Origin of the sequence: Caballeronia temeraria (genome assembly GCF_001544795.2) — a bacterium.
Lineage (GTDB): Bacteria > Pseudomonadota > Gammaproteobacteria > Burkholderiales > Burkholderiaceae > Caballeronia > Caballeronia temeraria.
Genome location: NZ_FCOI02000022.1, coordinates 98,189 through 122,300, shown reverse-complemented (window position 1 = coordinate 122,300; position 24,112 = coordinate 98,189). Strand labels below are relative to the sequence as shown.

19 protein-coding genes, 1 pseudogene and 1 CRISPR repeat array are annotated in these 24,112 nt (G+C 63.1%); of the genes and pseudogenes, 4 read left to right on the top strand and 16 right to left on the bottom strand.

Going from position 1 to position 24,112, the window contains the following annotated elements:
- Nucleotides 1–334 precede the first annotated feature (334 nt).
- From AWB76_RS26810 to AWB76_RS26770, 9 genes are all read right to left on the bottom strand, one after another.
- Entirely contained in the window at nt 335–1,171 is an 837-nt protein-coding gene (locus AWB76_RS26810; protein ID WP_374729951.1) for a glycine betaine ABC transporter substrate-binding protein, read from the bottom strand.
- Nucleotides 1,172–1,308: 137 nt separating this feature from the next.
- Nucleotides 1,309–2,550 (bottom strand): FAD-binding oxidoreductase, encoded by a 1,242-nt coding sequence (locus AWB76_RS26805; RefSeq protein ID WP_061163149.1) that lies wholly within the window; start codon nt 2,548–2,550, stop codon nt 1,309–1,311.
- 24 nt (nt 2,551–2,574) lie between these two features.
- A complete protein-coding gene (locus AWB76_RS26800) occupies nt 2,575–3,873 on the bottom strand; it encodes an aromatic ring-hydroxylating oxygenase subunit alpha (protein WP_061163148.1) in 1,299 nt (432 codons plus the stop codon).
- A 52-nt stretch (nt 3,874–3,925) separates the two neighbouring features.
- A complete protein-coding gene (locus AWB76_RS26795; protein ID WP_061163147.1) occupies nt 3,926–4,684 on the bottom strand; it encodes a drug:proton antiporter in 759 nt (252 codons plus the stop codon).
- Entirely contained in the window at nt 4,681–5,844 is a 1,164-nt protein-coding gene (locus tag AWB76_RS26790; protein ID WP_061163146.1) for an electron transfer flavoprotein subunit alpha/FixB family protein, read from the bottom strand. Before AWB76_RS26790 ends, AWB76_RS26795 begins: the two co-directional genes overlap by 4 nt.
- 4 nt (nt 5,845–5,848) lie before the next feature.
- A complete protein-coding gene (locus AWB76_RS26785; RefSeq protein WP_061163145.1) occupies nt 5,849–7,765 on the bottom strand; it encodes a (Fe-S)-binding protein in 1,917 nt (638 codons plus the stop codon).
- Nucleotides 7,766–7,779: 14 nt separating this feature from the next.
- Entirely contained in the window at nt 7,780–9,843 is a 2,064-nt protein-coding gene (locus AWB76_RS26780) for an NADH:flavin oxidoreductase (RefSeq protein ID WP_061163144.1), read from the bottom strand.
- A 28-nt stretch (nt 9,844–9,871) separates the two neighbouring features.
- Entirely contained in the window at nt 9,872–10,402 is a 531-nt protein-coding gene (locus AWB76_RS26775; protein ID WP_061163143.1) for a DUF5943 domain-containing protein, read from the bottom strand.
- A gap of 39 nt (nt 10,403–10,441) precedes the next feature.
- Entirely contained in the window at nt 10,442–11,413 is a 972-nt protein-coding gene (locus AWB76_RS26770) for a dipeptidase (RefSeq protein ID WP_061163159.1), read from the bottom strand.
- A 421-nt stretch (nt 11,414–11,834) separates the two neighbouring features.
- Between AWB76_RS26770 and AWB76_RS26765 the strand changes: the two genes are divergently transcribed.
- Nucleotides 11,835–12,830, top strand: coding sequence for a GlxA family transcriptional regulator (locus AWB76_RS26765; protein ID WP_061163142.1), 996 nt, complete (start codon nt 11,835–11,837; stop codon nt 12,828–12,830).
- A gap of 9 nt (nt 12,831–12,839) precedes the next feature.
- On the opposite strand, the gene AWB76_RS26760 is transcribed toward AWB76_RS26765, so the two are convergent.
- Both AWB76_RS26760 and fdhA read right to left on the bottom strand, forming a co-directional pair.
- Nucleotides 12,840–13,370 (bottom strand): GNAT family N-acetyltransferase, encoded by a 531-nt coding sequence (locus AWB76_RS26760; RefSeq protein ID WP_061163141.1) that lies wholly within the window; start codon nt 13,368–13,370, stop codon nt 12,840–12,842.
- Between the two features lie 730 nt (nt 13,371–14,100).
- Entirely contained in the window at nt 14,101–15,297 is a 1,197-nt protein-coding gene (gene fdhA / locus AWB76_RS26755) for a formaldehyde dehydrogenase, glutathione-independent (protein ID WP_061163140.1), read from the bottom strand.
- Between the two features lie 215 nt (nt 15,298–15,512).
- On the opposite strand from fdhA, the gene betI reads away from it, so the two are divergent.
- Genes betI through betA form a run of 3 tightly spaced genes read left to right on the top strand, consistent with a single transcriptional unit; the run spans nt 15,513 to nt 19,311 of the window.
- Nucleotides 15,513–16,100 (top strand): transcriptional regulator BetI, encoded by a 588-nt coding sequence (gene betI / locus AWB76_RS26750; protein ID WP_061163139.1) that lies wholly within the window; start codon nt 15,513–15,515, stop codon nt 16,098–16,100.
- 29 nt (nt 16,101–16,129) lie between these two features.
- Complete coding sequence (gene betB / locus AWB76_RS26745) at nt 16,130–17,599, top strand: betaine-aldehyde dehydrogenase (RefSeq protein WP_061163138.1); 1,470 nt, start codon at nt 16,130–16,132, stop codon at nt 17,597–17,599.
- A gap of 11 nt (nt 17,600–17,610) precedes the next feature.
- A complete protein-coding gene (gene betA, locus AWB76_RS26740) occupies nt 17,611–19,311 on the top strand; it encodes a choline dehydrogenase (protein WP_061163137.1) in 1,701 nt (566 codons plus the stop codon).
- 123 nt (nt 19,312–19,434) lie between these two features.
- A CRISPR array of direct repeats spans nt 19,435–20,133; the repeat unit is 28 nt; unit sequence GGTCTATCTCCGCGCACGCGGAGGAACC.
- Nucleotides 20,134–20,200: 67 nt separating this feature from the next.
- Here the strand turns inward: betA and cas2e are convergent.
- From cas2e to cas7e, 5 genes and pseudogenes are all read right to left on the bottom strand, one after another.
- Nucleotides 20,201–20,503, bottom strand: coding sequence for a type I-E CRISPR-associated endoribonuclease Cas2e (cas2e, locus tag AWB76_RS26735; RefSeq protein WP_061163136.1), 303 nt, complete (start codon nt 20,501–20,503; stop codon nt 20,201–20,203).
- The gene (cas1e, locus tag AWB76_RS26730; protein WP_061163135.1) at nt 20,475–21,362 is read right to left on the bottom strand and encodes a type I-E CRISPR-associated endonuclease Cas1e; all 888 of its coding nucleotides are present in this window, start codon (nt 21,360–21,362) and stop codon (nt 20,475–20,477) included. Before cas1e ends, cas2e begins: the two co-directional genes overlap by 29 nt.
- A gap of 16 nt (nt 21,363–21,378) precedes the next feature.
- Nucleotides 21,379–22,143 carry a type I-E CRISPR-associated protein Cas6/Cse3/CasE gene (gene cas6e, locus AWB76_RS26725; RefSeq protein WP_061163134.1) on the bottom strand — a complete coding sequence of 255 codons (765 nt, stop codon included), beginning with the start codon at nt 22,141–22,143 and terminating at the stop codon, nt 21,379–21,381.
- A gap of 208 nt (nt 22,144–22,351) precedes the next feature.
- Nucleotides 22,352–22,861: pseudogene (cas5e, locus tag AWB76_RS26720) on the bottom strand (type I-E CRISPR-associated protein Cas5/CasD); the annotation flags it as partial.
- 19 nt (nt 22,862–22,880) lie between these two features.
- Nucleotides 22,881–24,062, bottom strand: a complete 1,182-nt coding sequence (gene cas7e, locus AWB76_RS26715; RefSeq protein ID WP_061163133.1) for a type I-E CRISPR-associated protein Cas7/Cse4/CasC — start codon at nt 24,060–24,062, stop codon at nt 22,881–22,883.
- Between the last annotated feature and the right edge of the window lie 50 nt (nt 24,063–24,112).

The following is a 24,112-nucleotide window of genomic DNA, read 5'->3' as shown; positions in this document are numbered from 1 at the left end:
GGGCTGGTGCTATTTGGTGCTGAACCAGTGTGTTGAGTGGTGCGAAGCGGCAGACCGTGCGCGAGCCAAGCCCGGTGGGGCCTATGAGGGCACTCTTTAGGCGAGTGCCACCGAGGACGAGAGAACTACCCAAATTGCGTGTGACCGCGGGCGTTTCGAGCTGCTTTCTTTGGTTACTTTCTTTGCAGCAGCAAAGAAAGTGACTGCCGCCCCGCACAGGGGCAGTGCTTATAGACCAACACGAAACCGGGACCCGGCGAAAACAAAAAAAGCGCCGCAGGAATAAAAACCCCCACGGCGCATAGCGTTTGCCCAAACGCCCAAAGACCCCAAATTACTTAGTCCAGGAATCCACCCGATCCCCATGCGCGCTGATCCACGCATCAGCGGCCGCCTGCGGCTTCTCCCCATTCTGCGTAGCAAGCATCACACTATCGATCTCACCCGGCTTCCACTGAAACTTCTTCAGGAACTCGACAACCTGCGGCGCCTTCTTCTCGAGTTCCGGATTGATCACGTTATCAACGTGCTCCGACTCACCGAACACCTTCTTCGGATCCTCGAGGAACTTGAGCTTGTACTTCGCGAACATCCAGTGCGGCTTCCAGCCCGTCACGATGATCGGCTTTTTGGCTGCTTCCGACCGTGCAAGCTCGGCCGTCATCGCCGATCCCGAACTCGGCAGCAGCTTGTAATCGAGGTTATAAGCCTTGATCGCTTCGCTCGTCTTCTGCATCACACCCGCGCCAGCATCAATACCGACGATGCGCGAATCGAATTCCGCCTTCTTCGCTTCGAGATCAGAGAGACTGTTGACGTCGACATTCTCCGGCACGATCAAACCAATCTTCGCGTCCTGAAAGTTCGGACCCAGATTCACGACCTTCGACTTGAAATTGTTCCAGTACGCGCCGTGCGTCACCGGCAGCCACGCCGACAGCGTCGCGTCCAGATCGCCGCGCGCCACGCCCTGCCACATCACGCCCGCCGCCACCGGCACGAGCTGCACCGGATAGCCCAGCTTCTTCTCGATGACGCGCGCAGCGACATTCGACGTCGCGACGCTATCGTCCCAACCCTCGACGTAACCGATTTTGATCGTCGGCTTATCCGCGGCGTTCGCCATCAAGCTCGAAGCAAGGGCGGCGCTCATCGCCCCCAGAACAAGCATTCTTCTCATCGGTTTCATTTGGTTTCCCCCTTAGCGGCCCCACGCCGTGTAGCGAACAGAATCACCAGCCAGAATTGACCCGTAGCGCACTTTTCCGACACTCAGTTGTCAAGAAACGACGCGCCCCCTTCAGGGCATTACTTGTCGACGACGAGGTCGCTCAAAGGCTTGCTGCAACACAGCAGCACCATGCCCTGATCGATCTCGCGCTGACGTATGCCGCCCGCATGCTTCATGCTCACTTCGCCCGACACGAGCTTGACCTTGCACGTTCCGCACATGCCCTGCGTACACGACGATGGCAAGCGGACGCCCGCCTTCTTCGCGGCATCCAGCACGTGTTCGTTGCTGCCGCATTCGATGTCGCGCCGGCTCTTCGCGAAGTTCACCTTGAACTTCGTGTCGATGGGCGCGGCTTCCGCCGGAATGACTTCAATCGGCTCGATCGGCTCAGCCGGCGCGGGCGCAAAACCCACCGCTTCCTCGCGCGCCTCGACAAAATCCGTCTGCGTTGCGAGCGCGTCGGCCACATGCGCCGTCGTCAGTTCGGCCGCGACTTCTTCGACCACGCCGAACGAAAAACTCTCTTCGTGATAGTGCTTGCGATCGAAACCGCCCGCGTCGAGCAGATCGCGCACCGCCTTCATATACGGCGCGGGGCCGCACGTGAAGACCTCGCGTTCGAGAAAGTCCGGCGCGATCAGCTTCAACAGCGGCAGCGTGAGAAAGCCCGTCACGCCCGGCCAGTTCGTGCGCGCGCCGACACGCTCGCAGACGAACGCCGTGCGGAAGTTCTTGTGATTCGACGCGATCAGATCGAGCTCGCGCGGAAAGATGATGTCGTCGGGCGTGCGTGCGCTGTGCACGAACACGATGTCGGCATCGTCGCCGAGCTCGTGATGCGCGCGGCTCATCGACATGAGCGGCGTGATGCCCGAACCCGCCGACAGGAACAGATACTTGCGCGCCGGATGACGCGCGCACGTGAACTCGCCCGATGGCCCGAGCACACGCACCTTCGATCCCGCGACGAGGTTGTCGTGCAGCCAGTTCGAAACCGGTCCGCCCGGCACGCGCTTCACCGTGATGGAGATGGTGTGCGGGCGCGTCGGCGCGGACGAGATCGTGTAGCAGCGATTGATCTGCTCGCCATCGATCTCGAGCTCCAGCGTGATGAACTGGCCCGGCTCGAAGACGAACGTGCGCTCGCCGGGCGCCTTGAAGAAAAAGCTCTTGACGTCGTGCGTTTCCTGCCGGACGTGACAGCAGACGAGCGTCTCGTCGTTGTCGCAATCCCAGCGCACGGGCAGCGTCCCCCAGAACTTCGGCTGGGTGACACGGCTGTCTGTCGGCTCGAACGTAGCCTGATCGCGCATCATGTTCTACTCCCGCTACGAGTGCTTTCAGCGCATGAAGGAAACGACTTTCTCACCGTGCGACGCATCCACGCCGTGCTCGGGCGTATCGGCGTAATCGGCAAGACGTCCGATGTACCACTCGCAGAACTTCTCGACGAGACCTTCCGTGAACGGCGAATACGGACCCGGCTCGTACGCGTTGCTCGCCACACCGAGCTGCGAATACTCGACGAGCGTGCGGTCCTGATCGTTTGTCGCGCGCCAGACGGCGGTGAGATTGTCGGCGTCGTAATCGATGCCTTCGCGCGCGTCCTTGTGCACGAGCCACTTCGTGCGCACGAGCGTTTCGCCCGACGCGAGCGGAATCACGCAGAACGTCACGATGTGATCGCTCATGAAGTGATGCCACGAATTCGGCTGCGTCCAGAACGACAAGCCGCCCAGGTCCGCGCGCTCGAAGCCGCCGAGCAGTTTCTTCGATGCAACCTTCGCATCGAGCGTCTGCGATTCGCCGTCGCGATCGAGCGGCAGGCGCTGCGTGCGAAAACCCGTCACGAGATCGGCGAGACGCTCGATTTCGGCGGACGGCAGGCACATCGCTTCCCATTGCTTCGTGCGCTCTTCGACGGTCTTTTCAAAGGCCGCCATGCCTTCTTCGTTCGCGGGCGAACGCTGATAGCCGAAGCCGTATTCATAGAGCGAAATGGTCAGCTCGGGATGGTTCGCGACGCAGTGATAGCATTCGCGATTGTTCTCCATCGTGAGCTTCCAGTTGCCCTTCTCGACGATATCGATGCTCGCCGCGATCTTGCAGTCCTTCAGGCCGTGCGGCGCGAGATACGGCTCCATCGCTTCGCGCATGACGGCGAAATCGGCGGGCGGTTCATCAGCGAGACAGATGAAGATCAAGCCCGCGAGATTCTGCACGTGCACTTTCTTCAGGCTGTGCTTGCAGCGGTCGAACTGGTCGCCCATGTGCTCGGCGAACATCAGGTCGCCGGAGAGGTTATAGGTCCAGCTGTGATACGGGCACACGATATTGCCGAGCGAGCCCTTCTCCTGATTGCACAGGCGCGCGCCGCGATGACGGCACACGTTGTAGAAGGCGCGGATTTCCATGTCGTCGTCGCGCACGATCAGGATCGAATCGCTGCCGATTTCGACCGTCGTGTAATCGCCCGGCTCGGGAATATCCGGTTCGACGGCGACCTGAATCCAGGTCTTGCGGAAAATCGCATCGAGGTCGAGCGCGTGAATCTCTGGGCTCGTGTAGAACGGCGCCTCGAGCGTATGGCCCTTTTTGCGGCGTTCGATCATTGCGCGAACGTCTGCCGAAACTTTCATCGTGTGCACCTCATGAGCGCGGGTGTTGCAGCGGTATATGTGGGTCGAAAAATCAGTAGTCGACGAGTTGATGCTCGCGCAAATACGCCAGAATCACTTGTGCTTTTTCGACGGAACTCCCTTCAATTACGACGCTCCCGCCGCGGCTCTCGGTCGTCGTCGCGCCGAGCATGCGCGCGTGGCCCGAACGCTTCTCGGGCGCGGCGAGTTTCTTCGGCTTCGCCATGACCGGGCCGACGCTCCACGCCGTGCTTTCCTTGTCGACGGGCGCGCTCGCCGCAATCGGCGCGACGCGGCCTTCGCGCATGCGCGCATAGGCGTAACGCGGCGCGGCGTTGGCGAGCGGATGCACGGCGACGAGCGCGGGCAGCGGCGCGCGCACGCGGCGGCGCAAACCCTTCGGCATGAACTGGCGCACTTCGACGCCTTCCGTCGTCACGTCGACGTCGACGGCCGCGCCGACGAGCGGAAGGTTCAACGCATCGGCGAGCTTGTACGGCAGCGTGCCGCTGTCGTAAGCGCCTTCCGCGCGCGTGCCGGTGAACACGAGGTCATAACCAGCGAGTCTTTGCGCGAGCGCCGCGCACGCGTCGCGTTGTGTGTTGAGCACTTCGACTTTCGGCGCGCCGAGCGCGAGATATTCAGCGAGCGCCGGATTGGCCGGATCGCCCGCATGCAGCACGTCGAGCTGCGCGCCTTGCGCCTTGGCGATGCCGATGGCGATCGTCAGCGCGGCGGCATCGTTGCGGCTGTAGCGCGCGGCGCCGCTGACGGGATGGCGGCCGGTGGAAACGAGAACGGCGACTTTCATGCTGCAACTCCCTCCGGAACGTGCGCGCTCTGCGCGATCGCGCCACCGTTGGCACGCGAGGCGCGTGCGGCTGCGGCGGCTTCGGCCAGCGCCTTGATCGTTTCCTGCGTGTCCGCGACGATCGTCAGATTCGCGCGCTTCGCGATCGGCGCGCTCGCATCGAGATTCACGGCGATCACATGACGGCAATCCTTGATGCCCTGCAAGTGCTGCACCGCGCCCGAAATACCGAACGCGATATACACGCTCGCCTCCACGGTCTTGCCCGTCGCGCCGATCTGCTTGTCGCGCGTGAACTTGCCATCGTCGACGGCCACGCGGCTCGCGCCGATCGCCGCGCCCAGCGTGCTCGCGAGCGCTTCGAATGCGGCAATGTCCGACACGCCGTTGCCCGCCGACACGATGAAATCGGCTTCCTCCAGCGCGACCTGCGCCGCGTCCATTTCCTCGATGCCGAGATCGACGTATGCGCTCGCCTTCGCCGCCGGCACGATGCCTTCCGGATTCACGCTTTCGCCCGCGCCGACGAAGGGCAGCTTCGCATCGACGGCATTGGCCGCGAGCAGGACCACATCGGGCAATGCACGCGATGCAAGCGCGCGGCCCGCATGCGCATACGACGCAACGTGCGCCGCATCGATCTCGACGATTTGCGTCGCGATGGATGCATCGGCGCGCGCGGCGTAACGCCGGCCGAGATCGCCGTCGCCCGTTGCGTTGTCGGGCATGAAGACATGCGCCGGCGCGAACGCCGCGACGCAGGCCGTCAGCGCGCGCACTTCTTCATCGGGCGCATAGTTGCGGCGATCGAATGCGGGCAGTTCGATATAACGATCCGCGCCCAACACAGCCGCATCGTCCTTGAACTCGCCGAACGCGATCAGCACGACTTCCGTCTGATCGTCCGCGAGCAGCGCGGCGGCGGCGAGCGCCTGGCGCGCGTGATCGTCGAGCGCGCCGCGATCCGTATGCGCCGCGACGAGCAGCGCGCGCGTCGCGGGCTTCGTCGTGCGGCGCGGTTTCGTCGCTTCCTTGTGGCCGCCGTGCGTGAAATTCAGCACGACGCCGTTGCCCACTTCACCGAGCGTGATGCGCTTCAGTCCATCCGCCGTGATGATGAAAGGCCGGCGCGGATCGATTCGTTTGATGTCGTTGTTCATCGCTTCACTCCAACGCCGCTGCGACCAGTTCCGCCACGTCGAGCACTTCGGGACGAGGACCGACCACGCCTTCGAGCATCGCGGTGCATTGCGGGCAGCCGACCGCGACGACTTCCGCGCCGACCGACTTCGCATCCGCGATGCGGATATCGGGAATGCGCTGCTTGCCGGGGATATCCGTCAGCGGCGCGCCGCCGCCACCCCCGCAGCAACGTGCGCGCATGCCGTGACGTTCCATCTCGACGACCTTGATGCCGATGGTCTTCAACAGCTTGCGCGGCGCTTCCGTTTCGCCGTTGTAGCGGCCGAGATAGCACGGATCGTGATACGTGACCTTCTTGTCCGCGAGCACGGCGGCGGCCTTCGGCGTGAGCTTGCCGTTCGCGACGAGTTCCGCCATGAACGCCGTGTGATGTTGCACTTCGTAGTAGCCGCCGAGCGCGCGATATTCGTTGCGCAGGCTGTGCAGCACATGCGGATCGGCCGTGACGATGCGGCGGAACTGGTATTGCGACAGCGTGTTCATCAGCTTCGACGCGCATTGCTGGAACGTGGCCTCATCGCCGAGACGGCGCGCCGTGTCGCCCGTATCCGTTTCGACGCCGCCGAGCACCGCGTAATCCACGCCTGCCTTGTTCATCACTTTTGCGAGCGCACGCAGCGTGCGCTGATAGCGCATGTCGAACGCGCCTTCGCCGGCGATCAGCAGGACATCCACGGGACGTCCCGGCTGCGCGACCTGCACTTGCAGATCCACCGACCAGTCGTAGCGCGCGCCGATGTCGTAACCGTTCTGACTGCCCGTCTCGCGCAGATTCGCGAGCGTGATCGGGCCTTTGCCGGGCACATCGCCTTCGACGAGCGTCTGATTGCGGCGCATATCGACGATGGCATCGACATGCTCGATCAGCATCGGGCACTCTTGCACGCAGGCGCGGCAAGTCGTGCAGGACCAGATCGTGTCCGCTTCGATCATCTGCGAAATCAGCGGCTTGGCCGGACCGCCGGAATGCCTGCCGACCGGAATGCCGGGCGTCGGGCTGCCCGCATACTGCGAGTCCGATCCGCCGACCATGCCGACGACGAGATCCTGAATCAGCTTCTTCGGATTCAACGGCTGACCCGATGCAAACGCGGGGCACGCGGCTTCGCACTTGCCGCACTGCACGCAGGCATCGAAGCTCAGCAGTTGGTTCCAGCGAAACTCGACCGGCTTGCCGACGCCGTATTCCTTCGCATCGAGCACGGGCTTTTTGAGCGCGGTCGGCGGCACGACTTCGCGTTCATTCGCGGTCTTCGCGTGAAACCGTTCCTGACGCGGATGAAACGCGAGATGCAGAAGACCCGCCATCGCGTGCTTCATCGGGCCGCCTTGCGCCGCGCCGAAGGTCATCGTGTACGCGCCTGCCGCGATCAGCAATGCGACGATGATCGCGAGCGCGCCCGACATCCACGATGCGGGCAGCAGCATGAACAACGCGAGACCGAGCGCGAACGAGCCGAGTAGAAGCGGCAGGCTGTCCCACGGTCCATGCGACAGACGCGCGGGCACGTCCTTCGCACGACGGCGCCGATACACGAACACCGCGCCGACGAGCATGATGATCGCCGCGAGGAAGATCGCGCGGTCGAGCCACACCGAGTAGATCGCGAGACCGTAGTTGAGGAAGACGAGCGCCATCGCGAGGATCGCGCCGCCCGCGGTCGCGACGTGCGTCTTCGCGATATACGGATCGCGCGCCACGACATGATGCAAATCGACGAAATAGCGCTTCGGGATAGTCAGCAGATTCGCCCATCCGTATGCGCCGGCGGCCGTCGCGCGCCCTTCGCGCCAGTAGGCCGCGCGCTTGAGCAAGGCGAACGCGAGGCCCGCCATCGAAAGCCAGAGCAGCGCGGTGATGACAAACACGGGGTTCATCGTCGAATACCTCGTCAGAAGTCTTTGCAGAGGCGCAGCGAATCGTAGATCGCGCTGTGGATGTTGTGCATTGAGATGCAGTCGCCGACGCGGAACAACAGGAAGCGTCCGTTGCCGAGCTCCTCGCTCAATGACGGCTGCGGTTCCGATGCGAAGAGCTTGTGCACATCGATTTGCCCGCGATTGAGCGACTCGGGCTTGAGCTTCCAGTAGAGCGCGTCGTTCGGCGTGATGCCGTTCTCGATGATGACCTGATCCACCGCGCGCTCTTCCTGCTCTTCCGTGTACTCGTTGCGGATCACGGCGATCTTCTTGCCATCTTCTTCGTACACCTTATCGAGCCAGTAATTCGGCGTATGAATGACGCCTTGCGCATAGAGCCGTCGATAGAAGATCGGGAAGGTGGTGCCGCCGGTGTCGTCGGCGACCTTCACGTCGGGCGTCACGATCTCGACGTTACTGCCGCGCGACGCGATGAAGTCCGCGACGCCTGCGCCCGCATGCGTCGACACGCCGTCGTAGACGAGCACGTTCTTGCCCGGCTCGACCTTGCCCGACAGAATGTCCCACGAACTCACCGCGAGACCTTGCTCGACGCCCCATGCCGGCACTTGTCCGGTGAAGGACGAGCCGCCTGTCGCGAGCACGACGATGTCCGGCTTCTCGGCCATGATCATCTTGTCGTCGGCGGCGACACCGAGACGGCGATCGACGCCGAGGCGCTTCGTTTCCATATCGAACCAGCGCACGATGCCCGCCATCTGCTCGCGTTGCGGCGCTTTCGCGGCCAGCATGATCTGACCGCCGACATAATCGTTCTTCTCGAACAGCACGACGTCATGACCACGCGAACGCGCGACGCGCGCCGCTTCGAGTCCGGCCGGACCCGCGCCGACCACGACGACCTTGCGCTTCGGCCCGCGCGTCTTTTCGATGACATGCGGCATCGTCTCTTCGCGCGACGTCGCCGCGTTCTGAACGCAGAGCACGTCGAGCCCGTTGTACTGGCGGTCGATGCAATAGTTCGCGCCGACGCACTGCTTGATCTCGTCTTCGCGGCCGTCGCGAATCTTGATGACCATGTGCGGATCGGCGATCTGCGCGCGCGTCATGCCGACGAGATCGACCATGCCGTTCGCGAGCAGACGTTCTGCCTGACCTGCATCGCGAATGCTTTGCGCATGCATGATCGGCAGCTTCACCACCGACTTGATGCCCGCCGCGAGATGCACGAACGGCTCGGGCGGCAGCGCCATCGGCGGCATGCAGTTGGCGAGCGTGTTGTGCGTGTCGGCGCCCGAACCGATCACGCCGACGTAATCGATAAGGCCGCTTTCGGACATCGCCTGCGCGATCTCTTTCAGGTTTTCGTGCGAGAGACCGTCTTCATGGAACTCGTCGCCGCACATGCGCAGGCCGACGCAGAAATCCGCGCCCACTGCTTCTCGCACGGCCTTCAGCACTTCCGTACCGAAGCGCAGACGATTTTCGAGCGAGCCGCCCCATTCGTCCGTGCGGAAGTTGGTGCGCGGGCTCCAGAACTGATCGATCAGATGCTGATGCGCCGCCGAGATCTCGATGCCGTCCATGCCCGCATCCTTCACGCGCTTCGCAGCGGCGGCGAAGTCCTGGATGATGCGCTTGATTTCTTCCACTTCGATGATCTTCGCATTGCCGCGATGCACCGGCTCGCGCACGCCCGACGGCGACATCAGATGCGGCCAGTGCTCGCCGTGCCATGCGGAACGGCGGCCCATGTGCGTCGCCTGGATCATGATGAACGCGCCATGACGATGCATCGCTTCGGCGAGACGCGAGAGCGGATCGATGACCTTGTCGGTTGCGAGATTCACCGACTTCCACCAGCCTTGCGGGCTGTCGATCGAAACGGGACTCGAACCGCCGCACACGGCAAGGCCGACGCCGCCCTTCGCCTTCTCCTCGTAATAGCGGATATAGCGGTCGCCGGGCAGGCCGCCCGGTTCGGCATAGACCTCCGCGTGCGCGGTGCTGACGATGCGGTTGCGCAACGTGAGCTTGTTCAGCTGAAGAGGCTTGAAAAGGTTCGGGTAACGCATTGCGGTCGACCTCGGAGTTGAGCTTTGCTTACAGCGGCGACACTTCGAATACGCAATGCGCATGGCCTTCCGCCGCACATTGCGTTTCGATCGATTTCGAGCGCGGGCCCTTCTTCGCGCTGTCGGGAGCGGTGTCGTTCACCCAGTCCATCGCACCGGCGAACCATCCCGCGAACATGTAGCAGAGCTTGCCCTCTTTGCCCGGCTGCGCGAGCACGAACGACGAGTTATGCAGATGGATGCGCGCATGCGATGTCGCCGGATCGGCTTCGACGATGGTGAACAAACCCCAGCCGCGCTGCGACAGACGCTTCAGGTAGTGCTCGAAGCACGCCATGCCGCTGATGCCGTGCTTCTCGGCTTCCTTGTCGCACCAGTGATACGCGGACTTGTAGCCGGCCTTGTAGAGAATCTCGGCATACGTGTCGCGTCCGAGCGCTTCTTCCACGGCGACGTGATTGTTCGTGAAGAAGTGACGCGGCACGTAGAGCATCGGCAGCGCGTCGGTGGTCCAGACGCCGGTTTGCGGATCGACATCGATAGGCAGTTGCGGTTGCATCGCGGGGTTCCTGTGTAGGTGTCGTTATGTCGTTGATGGTCAGACGTTCCAGACTTCGCCGAAGAAGCGCATCCAGTTTTCGCCCATCACTTTCTTGATGCGCGATTCGCTCCAGTTGGCTTTTTCCATCGCGGCGGTGAGGTTCGGGAATTCGCCGATCGTGCGAATGCCTTCCGGATTCACGACCTTGCCGAAGTTCGTCAGACGGCGATAACGGCCCTTGTCGTGCGTGATCCAGTCGAAGAATTCGGTGCTATAGCCTTGCGTGAAGTCCGTGCCGATACCGACGTTGTCTTCGCCGATCACATCGATCGTGTATTCGATTGCTTCGAGGTAATCGTCGACGGTCGCATCCGGACCCTTCTTGAGGAACGGCGAGAACATCGTGACGCCAACGAAGCCGCCCGCATCGACGATCTCGCGCAGTTGATCGTCGCTCTTGTTGCGCGGATGATCCTTGAGACCCGACGGGCAGCAGTGCGAATACGTCACCGGCTTCTTCGAGCAGGCGATGGCATCGGAAGACGTCTTCGCGCCGACGTGCGACAGATCGACCATGATGCCGACGCGGTTCATCTCGTGAATCACTTCCTTGCCATAACCCGACAGACCGCCGTCCGGTTCATAGCAACCCGTGCCGACCAGGTTCTGCGTGTTGTAGCAAAGCTGGACCACGTTCACGCCCAGCTCCTTGAACACTTCGATATACCCGAGGTTATCCTCGAACGCGTACGAGTTCTGAAAGCCGAAGATGATGCCGGTCTTGTTTTCCTTCTTCGCGCGCAGGATGTCGCCGGTCGTGCGCACGAGCGTGAGGATCTCGCTGTATTCGCGGATCTGCTGCTTCATTTCCGCGATGTTGTCGATGGTTTTCTGGAAGTCTTCCCATACCGAGACGGTGCAGTTCACGGCGGTGACGCCGCCCTTTCTCATGTCTTCGAACACGGAGCGCTCGAACTTCGAGATGTTCAGTCCGTCGATGATGATGCTGTCGTTGTGAAGGGTGCTCATCTTCATGTGCTCCGTGTTGCGGGTAGTGGGGTCGAGCGACTCAGTGCTCTCGGCGCTTTCGTCGTTGCGTCTATTCTTGACTTTCGCCCTCCCGGTCAATTTACGAATTTAGACGTGTTCTTTGCCTTTTCCGACATGCGCGTCTGTTTTCGACAAGTGGCGAATTCCGTTTCGGTGTAGCGCGATTTTTTATGTGTTCTGCTGCACTGCGCCGGAACGATCGTGCGCTAGCGCAGTGCGCGCCTTGTCGCGCATGGCCCCGCGTCGGTGCGCGCGTGCAGCGGAGCATGCGCGGTGCCCCTCATCGCTCAGGGTTTAGCCTGATGGCATGGTAGTTGCACTCGAAACCAAAATTAGAAAAGTGGCAAAGCGCCGCGCAATGACGGCGCCAATCAATAGATTCCAAGGAATCAGTTCTCACATGTCCTCCGATCGCACGGCGTCGCTGTCGCACTTCGCGTTCATGCCGCTCCCCAACTTCACGATGATCGCGTTCACCAATGCGATCGAAGTCCTGCGCATGGCGAATTACCTGACGGGGCAGCCGTTGTATCGCTGGTCGATCGTGAGTCCGGACGGCGGGCCGGTGACGGCGAGCAACGGACTGGCCGTCGATACGGGTCCGGTGGACTGCGTGGGACAGCCCGACATCGTGTTCGTGGTCGGCGGCATCGACGTGCAGCGCGCAACCACGCCCGCGCATCTTTCCGCCTTGCGCCGCTTCGCGCGCACGGGCAGCGTGCTCGGCTCGCTTTGCACCGGCACCTACGCGCTGGCGCGCGCGGGCCTGCTCGCCGGCTATGCGTGCGCGATTCACTGGGAGAACATGTCGGCGCTCAAGGAGGAGTTTCCCGACACGCGCTTTCTGAAAGAGCTATTCGTGATCGATCGCGATCGCGTGACGTGCACGGGCGGCGTCGCGCCGCTCGACATGATGCTGAATCTGATCGCGGCGCGCGTGGGCACGGCGCGGGTCACGCAGATCGCGGAGCAGTTCATCGTCGAACATGTGCGCGATACGAGCGCGCAGCAGCGTATGCCACTGGTCGCGCGTCTCGGGTCGGCGAACAAGTCGCTCTTCGAAGTGATCTCGCTGATGGAGAACAACATCGAAGAGCCTTTGTCGCGCGAGGAACTGGCGCGGCTCGCGGGCATGTCGCAACGGCAGTTGCAGCGCCTGTTCCGCGAACATCTCGGCATGACGCCGACGCATTACTACCTGACATTACGCCTGCGCCGCGCGCGGGAATTGCTGCTGCAAACCGATATGTCGATCATGCATATCACGATGGCGTGCGGCTTTCAGTCCGCGTGTCATTTCTCGAAGAGCTATCGCGATGCGTTCGGCACGGCGCCGACGCGCGAACGGCGCAAGCAGGTGCCGCCGTTGTCTGCCGTTCCCGCGATGGTGGCCTGAGGGTTCGGTTCAGATCGACATGTGAAGCCGCGTTTCGCAGACTTCGCATCCGCCGACTCGTTCGGTGCGGAACACGCCGTCCAGTGCGAAGCCGAGCGCCTTGTAAAAGCGCAGGCCGTGCGCGTTTTCTTCGAGCGCCCAGAGCGTCATTTCCCGGTAGCCTTCGCTCGCCGCGGCGTTGATCGCTTCGTCGATCAGCATTCGGCCCGCGCCTTGCCGCCAGTGTGCCGGGTCGATGTAGATGGCTTCGATTTCGGCATCGGTGGCGCCTTTGTCGTTGTCGCGTGAGACGCCCCATGCGATCCAGCCGAGGATGACGTCGTCGCGTTGCGCGAGCATCACGCGTGGCATACCGCGAGCGATCAGTTCCGACCATAGGGCGCGACGCTTCGGAATGGAAAGCGAATCGAGGTACGCGGCGGGAAAGATGGAACGATAGGCGGCCTGCCAGGCGCGGACGTGGATGCGCGCGATCTCCGCAGCATCGGGAGGGGCCGCCAGGCGGACGGAAAGCGCGGTTCGGAGATAATCGGCCTTCATGCGTCAAGTATGACGCGGTTTTTTGGTTTTTGGGTTTTTTGGTTTGCTTCCCTTTGTGTGCTTTCTGGTTTGTTGCCGGATCCCGGTTTCGTGTTGGTCTATTGGCACTGCCCCTGTGCGGGGCGGCAGTCACTTTCTTTGCTGCTGCAAAGAAAGTAACCAAAGAAAGCAGCTCCACACGCCCGCGGTCACACGCACGTTGGGTAGTTCTCTCGTCCACCGTGGCTCTCGCCTAAAGAGTGCCCTCATAGGCCCAACCGGGCTTGGATCGCGCACGGTCTGTCACATCGCGCCGCTCAACACACTGGTTCAGCACGAAATGGCTTCGGCCCGCTTCGCGGCCGATGGGTAATCGCAAGGCCAGCAAACCGACGGTTTCCCTAGCAGACCCCACGGCAGCGCGTAGCGCTGGGCCGGAACTCTTTCGCGCTGAACCAGCGCCTTAAATCGACTAGCTTGTCAGACCGTGCGCGATCCAAGCCCGATTAGTCCTTCGAGGGCACTCTTTAGGCGAGTGCCACGGTGGACGAGAGAACTACCCAAACTACGTGTGACCGCGGGCCTGAACGAGCTGCTTTCTTTGGTTACTTTCTTTGCAGCAGCAAAGAAAGTGACTGCCGCCCCGCACAGGGGCAGTGCTAATAGACCAAAACGAATACGGGATCCAGCAACAAAAAACCAAACCGCCCCCGCAGCAAGCACAACCCGCAGGGGCAAGCACAAAAAGCCCTTAAGCAGCCTTCAACAACCCATGCGGATCGATAACAAACTTCCTCGGCGCACCGCCATCAAACTTCCGATACCCCTCCGGCGCTTCATCGAGCGAAACGACGGTCACATTGACGATATCGGCAATCGGCAACCGATCCCACAAAATCGCCTGCATCAGATTGCGGTTGTACTTCATGACCGGCGTCTGCCCCGTGTGGAACGAGTGCGACTTCGCCCAACCCAGTCCGAACCGAATACTTAAACTGCCCTTCCGCGCCGCAGCATCGACCGCACCCGGATCGTCGGTCACGTAAAGGCCCGGAATCCCGATCGCGCCCGCAGCCTTCGTGATCTCCATCAGCGAATTCAGCACCGTCGCGGGCGCTTCGTGGCCCGCATCGCTGCCATGCCCATGCGCTTCGAAACCCACGCAATCGACCGCGCAATCCACTTCCGGCTTGCCGAGAATCTGCTCGATCTGCTCGCCGAGCGTCGCGTCATTCGACAGATTGATCGTCTCGAAGCCCATCGCACGCGCGTGCGCAAGCCGCTCCTCGTTCATGTCGCCGACGATCGTGCACGCCGCGCCCAGCAAACGCGCCGACGCCGCCGCCGCCATCCCCACCGGCCCCGCGCCCGCGATATACACCGTCGAGCCCGGCCCAACGCCCGCCATCACCGCGCCGTGATAACCCGTCGGAAGAATGTCGGATAGACAGGTGAGATCGCGGATCTTCGACATCGCCTGCGCCTTGTCGGGAAACTTCAGCAGATTGAAGTCGGCATACGGAACCAGCACGTATTCCGCCTGCCCGCCGATCCAGCCGCCCATGTCGACATAGCCATACGCGCCGCCCGCGCGCGACGGATTCACGTTCAGACACACGCCCGTGTGCTGCGCCTTGCAGGTCGGGCAGCGGCCGCACGCGACATTGAACGGCACCGAAACCAGATCGCCGATGGCAAGCGTCTCGACATCGCGCCCCACTTCGATCACTTCGCCCGTGATTTCGTGGCCGAGCACGAGGCCGACTTCGGCAGTCGTGCGGCCGCGCACCATGTGCTGGTCCGAGCCGCAGATGTTCGTGCTCACGACTCTCAGAATGACGCCGTGGCCGATGTCGCGCCCGCGTGGATCGACCATCTTCGGATAGTCGATGGATTGCACTTCGACCTTGCCCTGCCCCAGATACACGACGCCGCGATTGCTGCTCATTGATCGTCTCCTTGTTTCGTGGACGGCACGCGCGATACATCCGACCGATGACCGCGCCCGTGCAACGAGGGTAGCGCTGTCGCGAAGCCGCGACTGACACTCAATGCGACGCACGTTTGACTGAAACCGACATCGCGTTCATGCGCCGTTTTTATTGATTGACCGTTCAATATAAAAAAACTAGCATTCACGGACGTTCTTCCTCGCCCGACATCATGCCCAAGCTCGGAATGCGCGATATCCGCCGCGCGCAACTCATCGACGCCACGCTGCACACCATCGACCAGTCGGGGCTCGCGGGCGCGACGCTCGCCTCGGTCGCGCAGCGCGCGAGCACGTCGACGGGCATCGTCAGTCATTACTTCGGCGACAAGGACGGCCTGCTCGAAGCCACGATGCGCCATGTGCTGCGCTCGCTGTGGCAAGGCACGTCGCGCCGCCGCAAAGCCGCGAAGCCCGATCCGCGCTCGAAACTGCGCGCGGTCGTCGCGGCGAATTTCGATGTCGAACAGGTGAACGGGCCGGTCATGAAAACCTGGCTCGCGTTCTGGTCGGAAAGCATGCACAAGCCGGAATTGCGGCGTTTGCAGCGCGTCAACACGCGACGTCTGCATTCGAATCTGTGCGCGGATTTCGCGCGGGCGCTCACAAAGACCGCCGCGCGCCGCGCCGCGAGCGGTCTCGCCGCGTTAATCGACGGCCTGTGGCTGCGCGGCGCGCTCGCCGGCGAACCATTCGACACGAAAGGCGCGCTGCGGCTCGCTTACGAATACATCGACCTCGTGCTGGAAGCGCGCGGCTGATCACCCACATTCAAGGAAAGGAGCGCGACATGTCCGCATTCGGCGAGCAACGGCTTTACATCGGCGGCGAATACGTCGATGCAACCAGCGGCGAAACTTTCGACACGCTCGATCCCGCGACCGGCGAAACCCTCGCGCGCGTACAGCAGGCATCGCAGGCGGATATCGATCGCGCGGTGCGATCGGCGCGCGAAGGCCAGCGCGAATGGGCCGCAATGACCGCGATGCAACGCTCGCGCATCCTGCGGCGCGCCGTCGATCTGCTGCGCGCGCGCAACGACGAACTCGCCGCGATGGAAACGCGCGACACCGGCAAGCCGATCGCGGAGACGCGCGCCGTCGATATCGTCACGGGCGCGGACGTCATCGAGTATTACGCGGGGCTCGCGACGGCCATCGAAGGCGAGCAGATTCCGCTGCGCGAATCGTCGTTCGTTTATACGCGGCGCGAACCGCTCGGCGTGTGCGCGGGCATCGGCGCATGGAATTACCCGATTCAGATCGCCTGCTGGAAGTCGGCGCCCGCGCTCGCGGCCGGCAACGCGATGATCTTCAAGCCGAGCGAAATCACGCCGCTGACGGCATCGAAGCTCGCGGAAATCTATGTCGAAGCGGGCGTGCCCGCGGGCGTCTTCAACGTCGTGCAAGGCGACGGACGCGTCGGCGCGATGCTCGCGGAACACGCGGGCATCGAAAAGATATCGTTCACGGGCGGCGTCGAAACCGGCAAGAAAGTGATGGCGCGCGCGGGCGGATCGACGCTCAAGGAAGTGACGATGGAACTCGGCGGCAAGTCGCCGCTCATCGTCTTCGACGACGCCAACCTCGAACGCGCCGCCGATATCGCCATGAGCGCGAACTTCTTCAGCTCCGGCCAGGTGTGCACGAACGGCACGCGCGTGTTCGTGGAACGCGGCGTGATCGACAAGTTCGAAGCGCTCGTGCTGGAACGTGTGAAGCGCATTCGCATCGGCGCGCCCGATGATCCGCGCACCAACTTCGGCCCGCTCGCGAGCGCGGCGCAGTTGCAGAAAGTGCTCGGCTATATCGAGAGCGGCAAGCGCGAAGGCGCGCGGCTCGTCGCGGGCGGCGCGCGCATGACCGATGGCGCGTTCGCGCGCGGCCAGTATGTCGAGCCGACCGTGTTCGCCGATTGCCGCGACGACATGCGCATCGTGCGCGAGGAAATCTTCGGGCCGGTCATGAGCATCCTCGCGTTCGATGTCGAAGACGAAGTCATCGCGCGCGCCAACGATACGGACTACGGCCTCGCGGCGGGCGTCGTGACGGAGAACCTGTCGCGCGCGCATCGCGTGATTCATCGGCTCGAAGCGGGCATCTGCTGGATCAATACGTGGGGCGAGTCGCCGGCAGAAATGCCCGTGGGCGGCTACAAGCAATCGGGCGTCGGGCGCGAGAACGGCATCGTCACGTTGAACGCCTATACGCGCATCAAGTCCGTGCAGGTCGAGCTCGGTCCCTATCAGCCCGTGTTTTAAGGAGTCTGTCGATGAGCGCGAACGAATACGATTACATCATCGTCGGCGCGGGATCGGCGGGCAACGTGCTCGCGTCGCGTCTCACGGAAGACGAGGATGTGACGGTGTTGCTGCTCGAAGCGGGCGGGCCGGATTATCGCTTCGACTTTCGCACGCAGATGCCGGCGGCGCTGGCTTATCCGCTGCAAGGCCGCCGATACAACTGGGCGTATGAAACCGAGCCCGAGCCGCATATGAACAACCGTCGCATGGAGTGCGGGCGCGGCAAGGGGCTGGGCGGATCGTCGCTGATCAATGGCATGTGCTATATCCGCGGCAATGCGCTCGATTACGACAACTGGGCGTCGATGCCCGGTCTCGAGAACTGGAGCTATCTCGACTGTCTGCCGTATTTCCGCAAGGCCGAGACGCGCGATATCGGGCCGAACGCGTATCACGGCGGCGATGGTCCCGTGCACGTGACGACCAGCAAGCCCGGCAACAATCCGCTCTTCGCCGCGATGGTCGAAGCGGGCGTGCAGGCGGGTTATCCGCGCACGGAAGATCTCAACGGTTATCAGCAGGAAGGCTTCGGTCCGATGGATCGCACCGTGACCGCGAAGGGACGTCGCGCGAGCACGGCGCGCGGGTATCTGGATCGCGCGAAGCATCGTGCCGGGTTGACCATCGTGACGCATGCGATGACGGATCGCGTGTTGTTCTCGGGCAAGCGTGCTATCGGCGTCGCTTATCTGCATGGCGGGGAGCGCGTGACGGCGCATGTGCGGCGCGAGGTGCTCGTGTGCAGCGGCGCGATTGCATCGCCTCAGTTGTTGCAGCGCTCGGGCGTGGGGCGGTCTGACTGGCTGAAGGCGTTGGAGATTCCTGTCGTTCACGATCTGCCGGGCGTCGGTGAGAACTTGCAGGATCATCTCGAGATGTACATGCAGTACGAATGCAAGGAGCCGGTGTCCTTGTATCCGGCGTTGCAGTGGTGGAATCAGCCGGCGATCGGGCTGGAATGGATGCTGAACGGAACCGGTGTCGGCGCGAGCAATCAGTTCGAAGCGGGCGGCTTCATCCGCACGCGCGACGATGATCTGTGGCCGAACATCCAGTATCACTTTTTGCCGGTCGCGATCAATTACAACGGATCGAATCCGATCACGATGCACGGGTTTCAGGCGCATGTCGGATCGATGCGCTCGCCGAGCCGCGGGCGCGTGAAGCTCACGTCGCGCGATCCGAATGCGCATCCCGGCATTCTTTTCAATTACATGGCCGATCCGCTCGACTGGCGCGAATTCCGCGATGCGATCCGGATCACGCGGGAGATCATGCGGCAGCCTGCACTGGAACGGTATCGCGGGCGCGAGCTTCATCCATCCGATGATCTGCAAAGCGATGCCGAACTCGATGCATTCGTGAAAGCGAAGGCGGAGACGGCTTTTCATCCTTCGTGTTCGTGCAAGATGGGATTTGACGATATGGCCGTCGTCGATGGTGAAGGACGCGTGCACGGGATGGAAGGATTGCGCGTCGTGGATGCGTCGATCATGCCGCAGATCACCACGGGGAATCTCAATGCGCCGACGATCATGCTGGCCGAGAAGATCGCGGATCGGATTCGGGGGCGGGACGCGTTGGAGCGGGTGATGACGCCTTATTTTGTGGCGAAGGGGAAACGGGCGCGGGATGTTGGGGTGGTGCAGAGGGGCTTCGCGCGGGTTTAAGGGGGAAGCTCCGCGGGGGCGGAGGGAACGATCTGATCGTGCAGCAGCTGGGAATCGGCGAGGGGCTATCTCCGTGGGGGCGGAGGAAGCATGTCGCCCCAGTACGGCGGCGGCATGCCCGCGGGTCTATCTCCGCGCACGCGGAGGAACCCGTTTGCTTGGGCGATCGTGCGGCGTTGCGCAAGGTCTATCTCCGCGCACGCGGAGGAACCCGAGTGATCGACCCCGCCGCGTTCATTCGCGAGGGTCTATCTCCGCGCACGCGGAGGAACCTTGCGCCGCTCGGAGCGCACCGTGCGCGACTGGGGTCTATCTCCGCGCACGCGGAGGAACCTCTATTACCGTGCGCTCACGGGCCAGACGAAAGGGTCTATCTCCGCGCACGCGGAGGAACCGGCACGAACGGCGTGCCCCTGAAGCGGCTCAGAGGTCTATCTCCGCGCACGCGGAGGAACCTATCAGCGGGCCGTAGCAGCACAGTCGGACGAGGGTCTATCTCCGCGCACGCGGAGGAACCCCTTCGTCCGTGCCCATGTACTTCGAGAACTGGGGTCTATCTCCGCGCACGCGGAGGAACCTCGCCGATTGCGCGCACGGCTTTTTCGACATGGGGTCTATCTCCGCGCACGCGGAGGAACCTGATCGATCGCCTGCGCCATCATGAGCGCCGTGGGTCTATCTCCGCGCACTCGGAGGAACCGAGATCGATCAGCAGCCCCGCATCGGCGACGCGGGTCTATCTCCGCGCACGCGGAGGAACCCTTTTGAGAGATCGTCATATCTGCGGCCGCGGCGGTCTATCTCCGCGCACGCGGAGGAACCATCCCAAAGGAAAAACCCCCATCCCGATCCCATCCAAAAAAACAGATCTTCAAAGAACGAAACACCCCTACCCCGCCAACATCCGCCGCACGACATACATCCCATCCACCTCGACGAGCGCTCTCGGCGGCGCACCAAGATGCGCGATGCCGATGCCACCCACCGCATCGAGATCGCGCCACACCATCACGACGCTGCCGCGCGGCTCATGTCCATGCCAATCGGCAAGCACCGACCACGTTCGCTCGCGCACGCCCTTGCCCATACGCGGCGCCACATACACGCCCGCCGACACCTCCAGCATCACCGACGCCAGAAATCCCCGAAACCGGTCCGCGACGTCAGACGTCACCACCACGACCAGCGCCATCGTTGTCCTCCAGCTTTTCATCGAGACGCAGCACCTGCTTCACGCGATCGATCATCGCGGGAATGACCGCCTTCTTGCGAAACACGCGCGCCGCCTCGCGCCGCACCAGCCGGTCGATGCTCTGATCGCTCCGCCCGGCCTCCTTCGCCGCGGCGAACGCGATCGAAAGCGTGATGTCATCGCGAAAAAGATCGGCGATATCGAGAACGAACGCCTGCCCCGAATCCTCGTGGATGAACCCGAGCTGCGGTATCGCCGCGACCGCCTGCACAGCGATGGCGGCCGCCGCCTGCACGGCCGTCGCCGCATGGTTGATCGCCTGATTGGGCACATCGGCGGCCTCGGGATTCGCGCGGTCATAACGACGCCCGTCCCAGTCGATGCCGAACTGCTGCGCCCGCAGCCGATAGATCGTCTTGACGCGCGCGCCCTCAATGCCGCGCAGCGTGTCGAGATCGCGATGCGGCAGCACCTCGCCCAAACGCAACGCATACATGTGCCGCGCGACGCTCAAGCGCCTTCGCGGATTGCCCCACAACTCAGCCTGCCGGCGCGCGACGCTCGAACGGTCCGGCATCAGCGGCGGCGCAGTGTAGGTGCGCACGCCATCGACGCCCACTGCCGCGAGCAGCGTCCCGTGACGCGCAAGCAGACGCAGCGCGTCGTGCGTCACGCTGCTGCCGGGGCCGAGCAGAATCATCGATACCGATTGATGCGGAATCTGATCGACGTGCTGTCCGCTCGTGAAATGCAGACATCCGTCGATGACGTTCAACTCGCCGCGTTCGAGCCACACAAGTCCATGCCGATGCGCATGCGGAACGCGCGACGTGTCGAGCCCGAGCCGGCCCTTCAGCACGGCCTTCTCGCGCGACTCACGCCGCGCTCGATGCCGGCCTGAGCAGCAGCATTCCGAACCCGAACGCGCGATGACGCCCCACGCCGCGCATCAGCAATCGCGCGAACGCCGCCGTGTCCTCGACACGCACATGCCCGCTAAAAATGGCATCCGGACCGATGATCGTGCGCGGTTCGCGGCCTCCGCCACCTGGGCTTGCCGCCTGTGTCAGCCGCATGACGGGCGTGAGCTGAAAGCGCGTCATGCGCGCATCGATCAGTGTCGCGGCGCCGCTCGTCTCGAACTGCTCGGCGAGCCAGCGCGCATAGACGTCCTCGCGCGCGAGGTCTTTTTCATCGTCCCTGCGCGCTCCGGGTTCACGAAACGCATCCCGCTCGCTTCCGTGCTTGCGATCCTCCACTTTGAAACGACGCATGGGCCGCACGCGCACTTCAAAGCCGAGCACGCGGCCCGCGTCCCATTGCAGCGGAAACGCGCGCACGCCGAGGCCGGGACTTCGCGGCCCCGCGTCGAGGCCGAGCGCATCGGCGAGATCGGGCGCCGCGCACAGCGCAGCCGCCTCGCGCAATTCATCGGCCGAACTGCGCGTGTAGGCGAGCAGACCGGCGCGCGCATCGCGATAGTAGAAAGGCTTGGGCACACGCGCACCGAACACGCGATGAAGCGCCGCATGCAATGCATAGCCGAGATCGCCGCCCGCCGGCAGCCCGCCTTGCCGCGAAGCCCACAGCACGAACTTGCGCGGATCGGGCTGGCAGTGCATCAGATTGAACGTGGTCATGCAGATCGTTCCGGCAAATTCGATTGTTTCGGTGCGGACATCGCACGGATTGCGCTGCCTTCGAACACCCGACGCCATCCGCCGTGCACGCCGGTCTTCCAGTTGCGTTCGTCGCAGACGTCGAGCGATTGCGCGTGACGCAGCGCGCCTTGCCTTCAGGCAACTGAAAGCGGAGTTCGGACGCTTCGGACGCTGGCGCGCGTTCGAGGGCATCGAGCACGTCGTGGGCTTCGATCATGTCGACGAACACGCGCGTCGTCGGCAGACAAGGCTTTCGGCCGATAAAAAGCGGCCGCTTCGGCCGATCGAGCGCGCGCGCGATGTCGTCGAGCGTCGGCTCCTCGTCGGCGGGATCGAGCCGGATGGCGACGAGCGCATCGAGGTCCGCGTGATATTCCCGATGGCGCAAGTGCGGGCTCTTGTACGAATCCTCGCCGCCCTGACGCGTTTCCGGCTCGCCATGCGTCGTCCATGCTTCGTCGCGCCTGGCGAGTTGCGCCGTCTGAAAGTCGACGAGCCGCGTGCCGCTGGCATCGAGCCGCGTGCCCATCACGAGGCGCGCCTGCAAGCGATCGTGCGAAGCGAAGTCGCCGCGATCGTAACCGAGCGCATTGGCGATGAGGCCCGTCACCATCGACAAGGCCGGGAAGTCGCGGATCACGCCGTAGCTATCGATCGTTTCGCCGCCGAACGACACGAGCGGTGCGCGCAGGCGCATCAGCAGATGTCGCCGCATCTCACGCGCCCTCGACGATGCGATTCTGAACCCACTTGCCGAGTAGATCGAGCGACAGGCGCTGTGCGTTGGGCATCGGCGTTTCGTCGTCGAGCGCGAGATAGCGTCGATCGAGCGGCGCGCCGTACGCGGCATCGTGCTTTTCGATTTCCCGCGCGAGTTGTTTGATCGCCTGCTCGCGGATCGTCGCGCCCTTCAGTTTCAGCGCCGTTTCGAACGCGCCCGCGAGACTGCGCGGCTGCCAGTCGCCGGTTTCGACGAGCATCAGGCTCGCGTGGGCGAACGGCGCGGTCGATCCCCGTTTCGCGCCCGGACTGACGGTGGCGATCAGATGCAGCAGATTGTTGACGACCTGTCCCGCCAGATCGCGCCGCTCCGGGTGCGCGTCGAAGCACTCGCCGATGGCGATGCCTTCGAGATTCGCCACGAGTTGCGGCACGTCCACGACCACATAGCCGTAGTAGAGGCCGGACGCGAGTTCCGTGTCGAAGATACCCGCGGAACCGCGCTCGCCGGTCTCGCGCAAGAGATCGTCGACGACGGTGAAGTAGTCGTTCTCCACCTGCGCTTCATGAACCGTGAACGCGTGCGCGACGTACACGGCGGCATCGCGCGATGCGAGCACATCGGATGTGACCATGCGGCCGAAGAGCGCCGCCTCGAGTCCGCTGCCGTGCTTGAGCGCTTCGATGTTCGACTTCTCGTCCTTGAGAGACTTGGCGACCGCGGACGTCAAGGCCTTTTCGTCCTTGCATTCTTCCGCGAGCGTCGCGCAGCGTTGCACGAGGTAGTCGATTTCCGCTTTGCCGAGCAATACGGCCTGCCCGGTTTCCAGCGCATCCTTTCCCTTGAGGTTCTTTCCCCCCTTGTCGAGCAGGCCGGCGTCGCGCAAGGCTTCGGCTGCGGTTTGCGCAAGGTTCTCGGGCACGTTCTGCTTGATCAGCGCGTCGCGGATCATCGTGAGCGTGATGCGCGAGCGGATTGCCATCGGCACACCGAGACTCGCAAGCGAATGATGATCGTCCGCCGTGCGCCAGTGTCGCTTGAGACATTGCGACGAGATGCGCGTGCGGATGGCATCGCCCATCGGGAGGCGTTTGGCGAGGCCTGAATCGTCGCGATTGAGAAGCGCGGCGGAGTAGCTTTGCAGCGTGTGAATCTGGACGAAGCGCGGGTGCGGCATGTTCGGTTCCTTCCGTTTCTGTCTGAGTACGCGTGTTTATGAATGGCGAT

Excerpts from the sequence above, each read along its gene's own strand:
- AWB76_RS26780 (WP_061163144.1), bottom strand. The coding sequence starts at position 9,843 with ATGCGTTACCCGAACCTTTTCAAGCCTCTTCAGCTGAACAAGCTCACG.
- AWB76_RS26800 (WP_061163148.1), bottom strand. The coding sequence starts at position 3,873 with ATGAAAGTTTCGGCAGACGTTCGCGCAATGATCGAACGCCGCAAAAAG.
- AWB76_RS26770 (WP_061163159.1), bottom strand. The coding sequence starts at position 11,413 with ATGAGCACCCTTCACAACGACAGCATCATCATCGACGGACTGAACATC.
- AWB76_RS26805 (WP_061163149.1), bottom strand. The coding sequence starts at position 2,550 with ATGATGCGCGATCAGGCTACGTTCGAGCCGACAGACAGCCGTGTCACC.
- fdhA (WP_061163140.1), bottom strand. The coding sequence starts at position 15,297 with ATGAGCAGCAATCGCGGCGTCGTGTATCTGGGGCAGGGCAAGGTCGAA.
- cas2e (WP_061163136.1), bottom strand. The coding sequence starts at position 20,503 with ATGGCGCTGGTCGTGGTGGTGACGTCTGACGTCGCGGACCGGTTTCGG.
- AWB76_RS26775 (WP_061163143.1), bottom strand. The coding sequence starts at position 10,402 with ATGCAACCGCAACTGCCTATCGATGTCGATCCGCAAACCGGCGTCTGG.
- AWB76_RS26760 (WP_061163141.1), bottom strand. The coding sequence starts at position 13,370 with ATGAAGGCCGATTATCTCCGAACCGCGCTTTCCGTCCGCCTGGCGGCC.
- AWB76_RS26795 (WP_061163147.1), bottom strand. The coding sequence starts at position 4,684 with ATGAAAGTCGCCGTTCTCGTTTCCACCGGCCGCCATCCCGTCAGCGGC.
- cas7e (WP_061163133.1), bottom strand. The coding sequence starts at position 24,062 with ATGCCGCACCCGCGCTTCGTCCAGATTCACACGCTGCAAAGCTACTCC.
- AWB76_RS26785 (WP_061163145.1), bottom strand. The coding sequence starts at position 7,765 with ATGAACCCCGTGTTTGTCATCACCGCGCTGCTCTGGCTTTCGATGGCG.
- AWB76_RS26810 (WP_374729951.1), bottom strand. The coding sequence starts at position 1,171 with ATGCTTGTTCTGGGGGCGATGAGCGCCGCCCTTGCTTCGAGCTTGATG.
- AWB76_RS26790 (WP_061163146.1), bottom strand. The coding sequence starts at position 5,844 with ATGAACAACGACATCAAACGAATCGATCCGCGCCGGCCTTTCATCATC.
- cas6e (WP_061163134.1), bottom strand. The coding sequence starts at position 22,143 with ATGACCACGTTCAATCTGATGCACTGCCAGCCCGATCCGCGCAAGTTC.
- AWB76_RS26765 (WP_061163142.1), top strand. The coding sequence starts at position 11,835 with ATGTCCTCCGATCGCACGGCGTCGCTGTCGCACTTCGCGTTCATGCCG.
- betB (WP_061163138.1), top strand. The coding sequence starts at position 16,130 with ATGTCCGCATTCGGCGAGCAACGGCTTTACATCGGCGGCGAATACGTC.
- betA (WP_061163137.1), top strand. The coding sequence starts at position 17,611 with ATGAGCGCGAACGAATACGATTACATCATCGTCGGCGCGGGATCGGCG.
- betI (WP_061163139.1), top strand. The coding sequence starts at position 15,513 with ATGCCCAAGCTCGGAATGCGCGATATCCGCCGCGCGCAACTCATCGAC.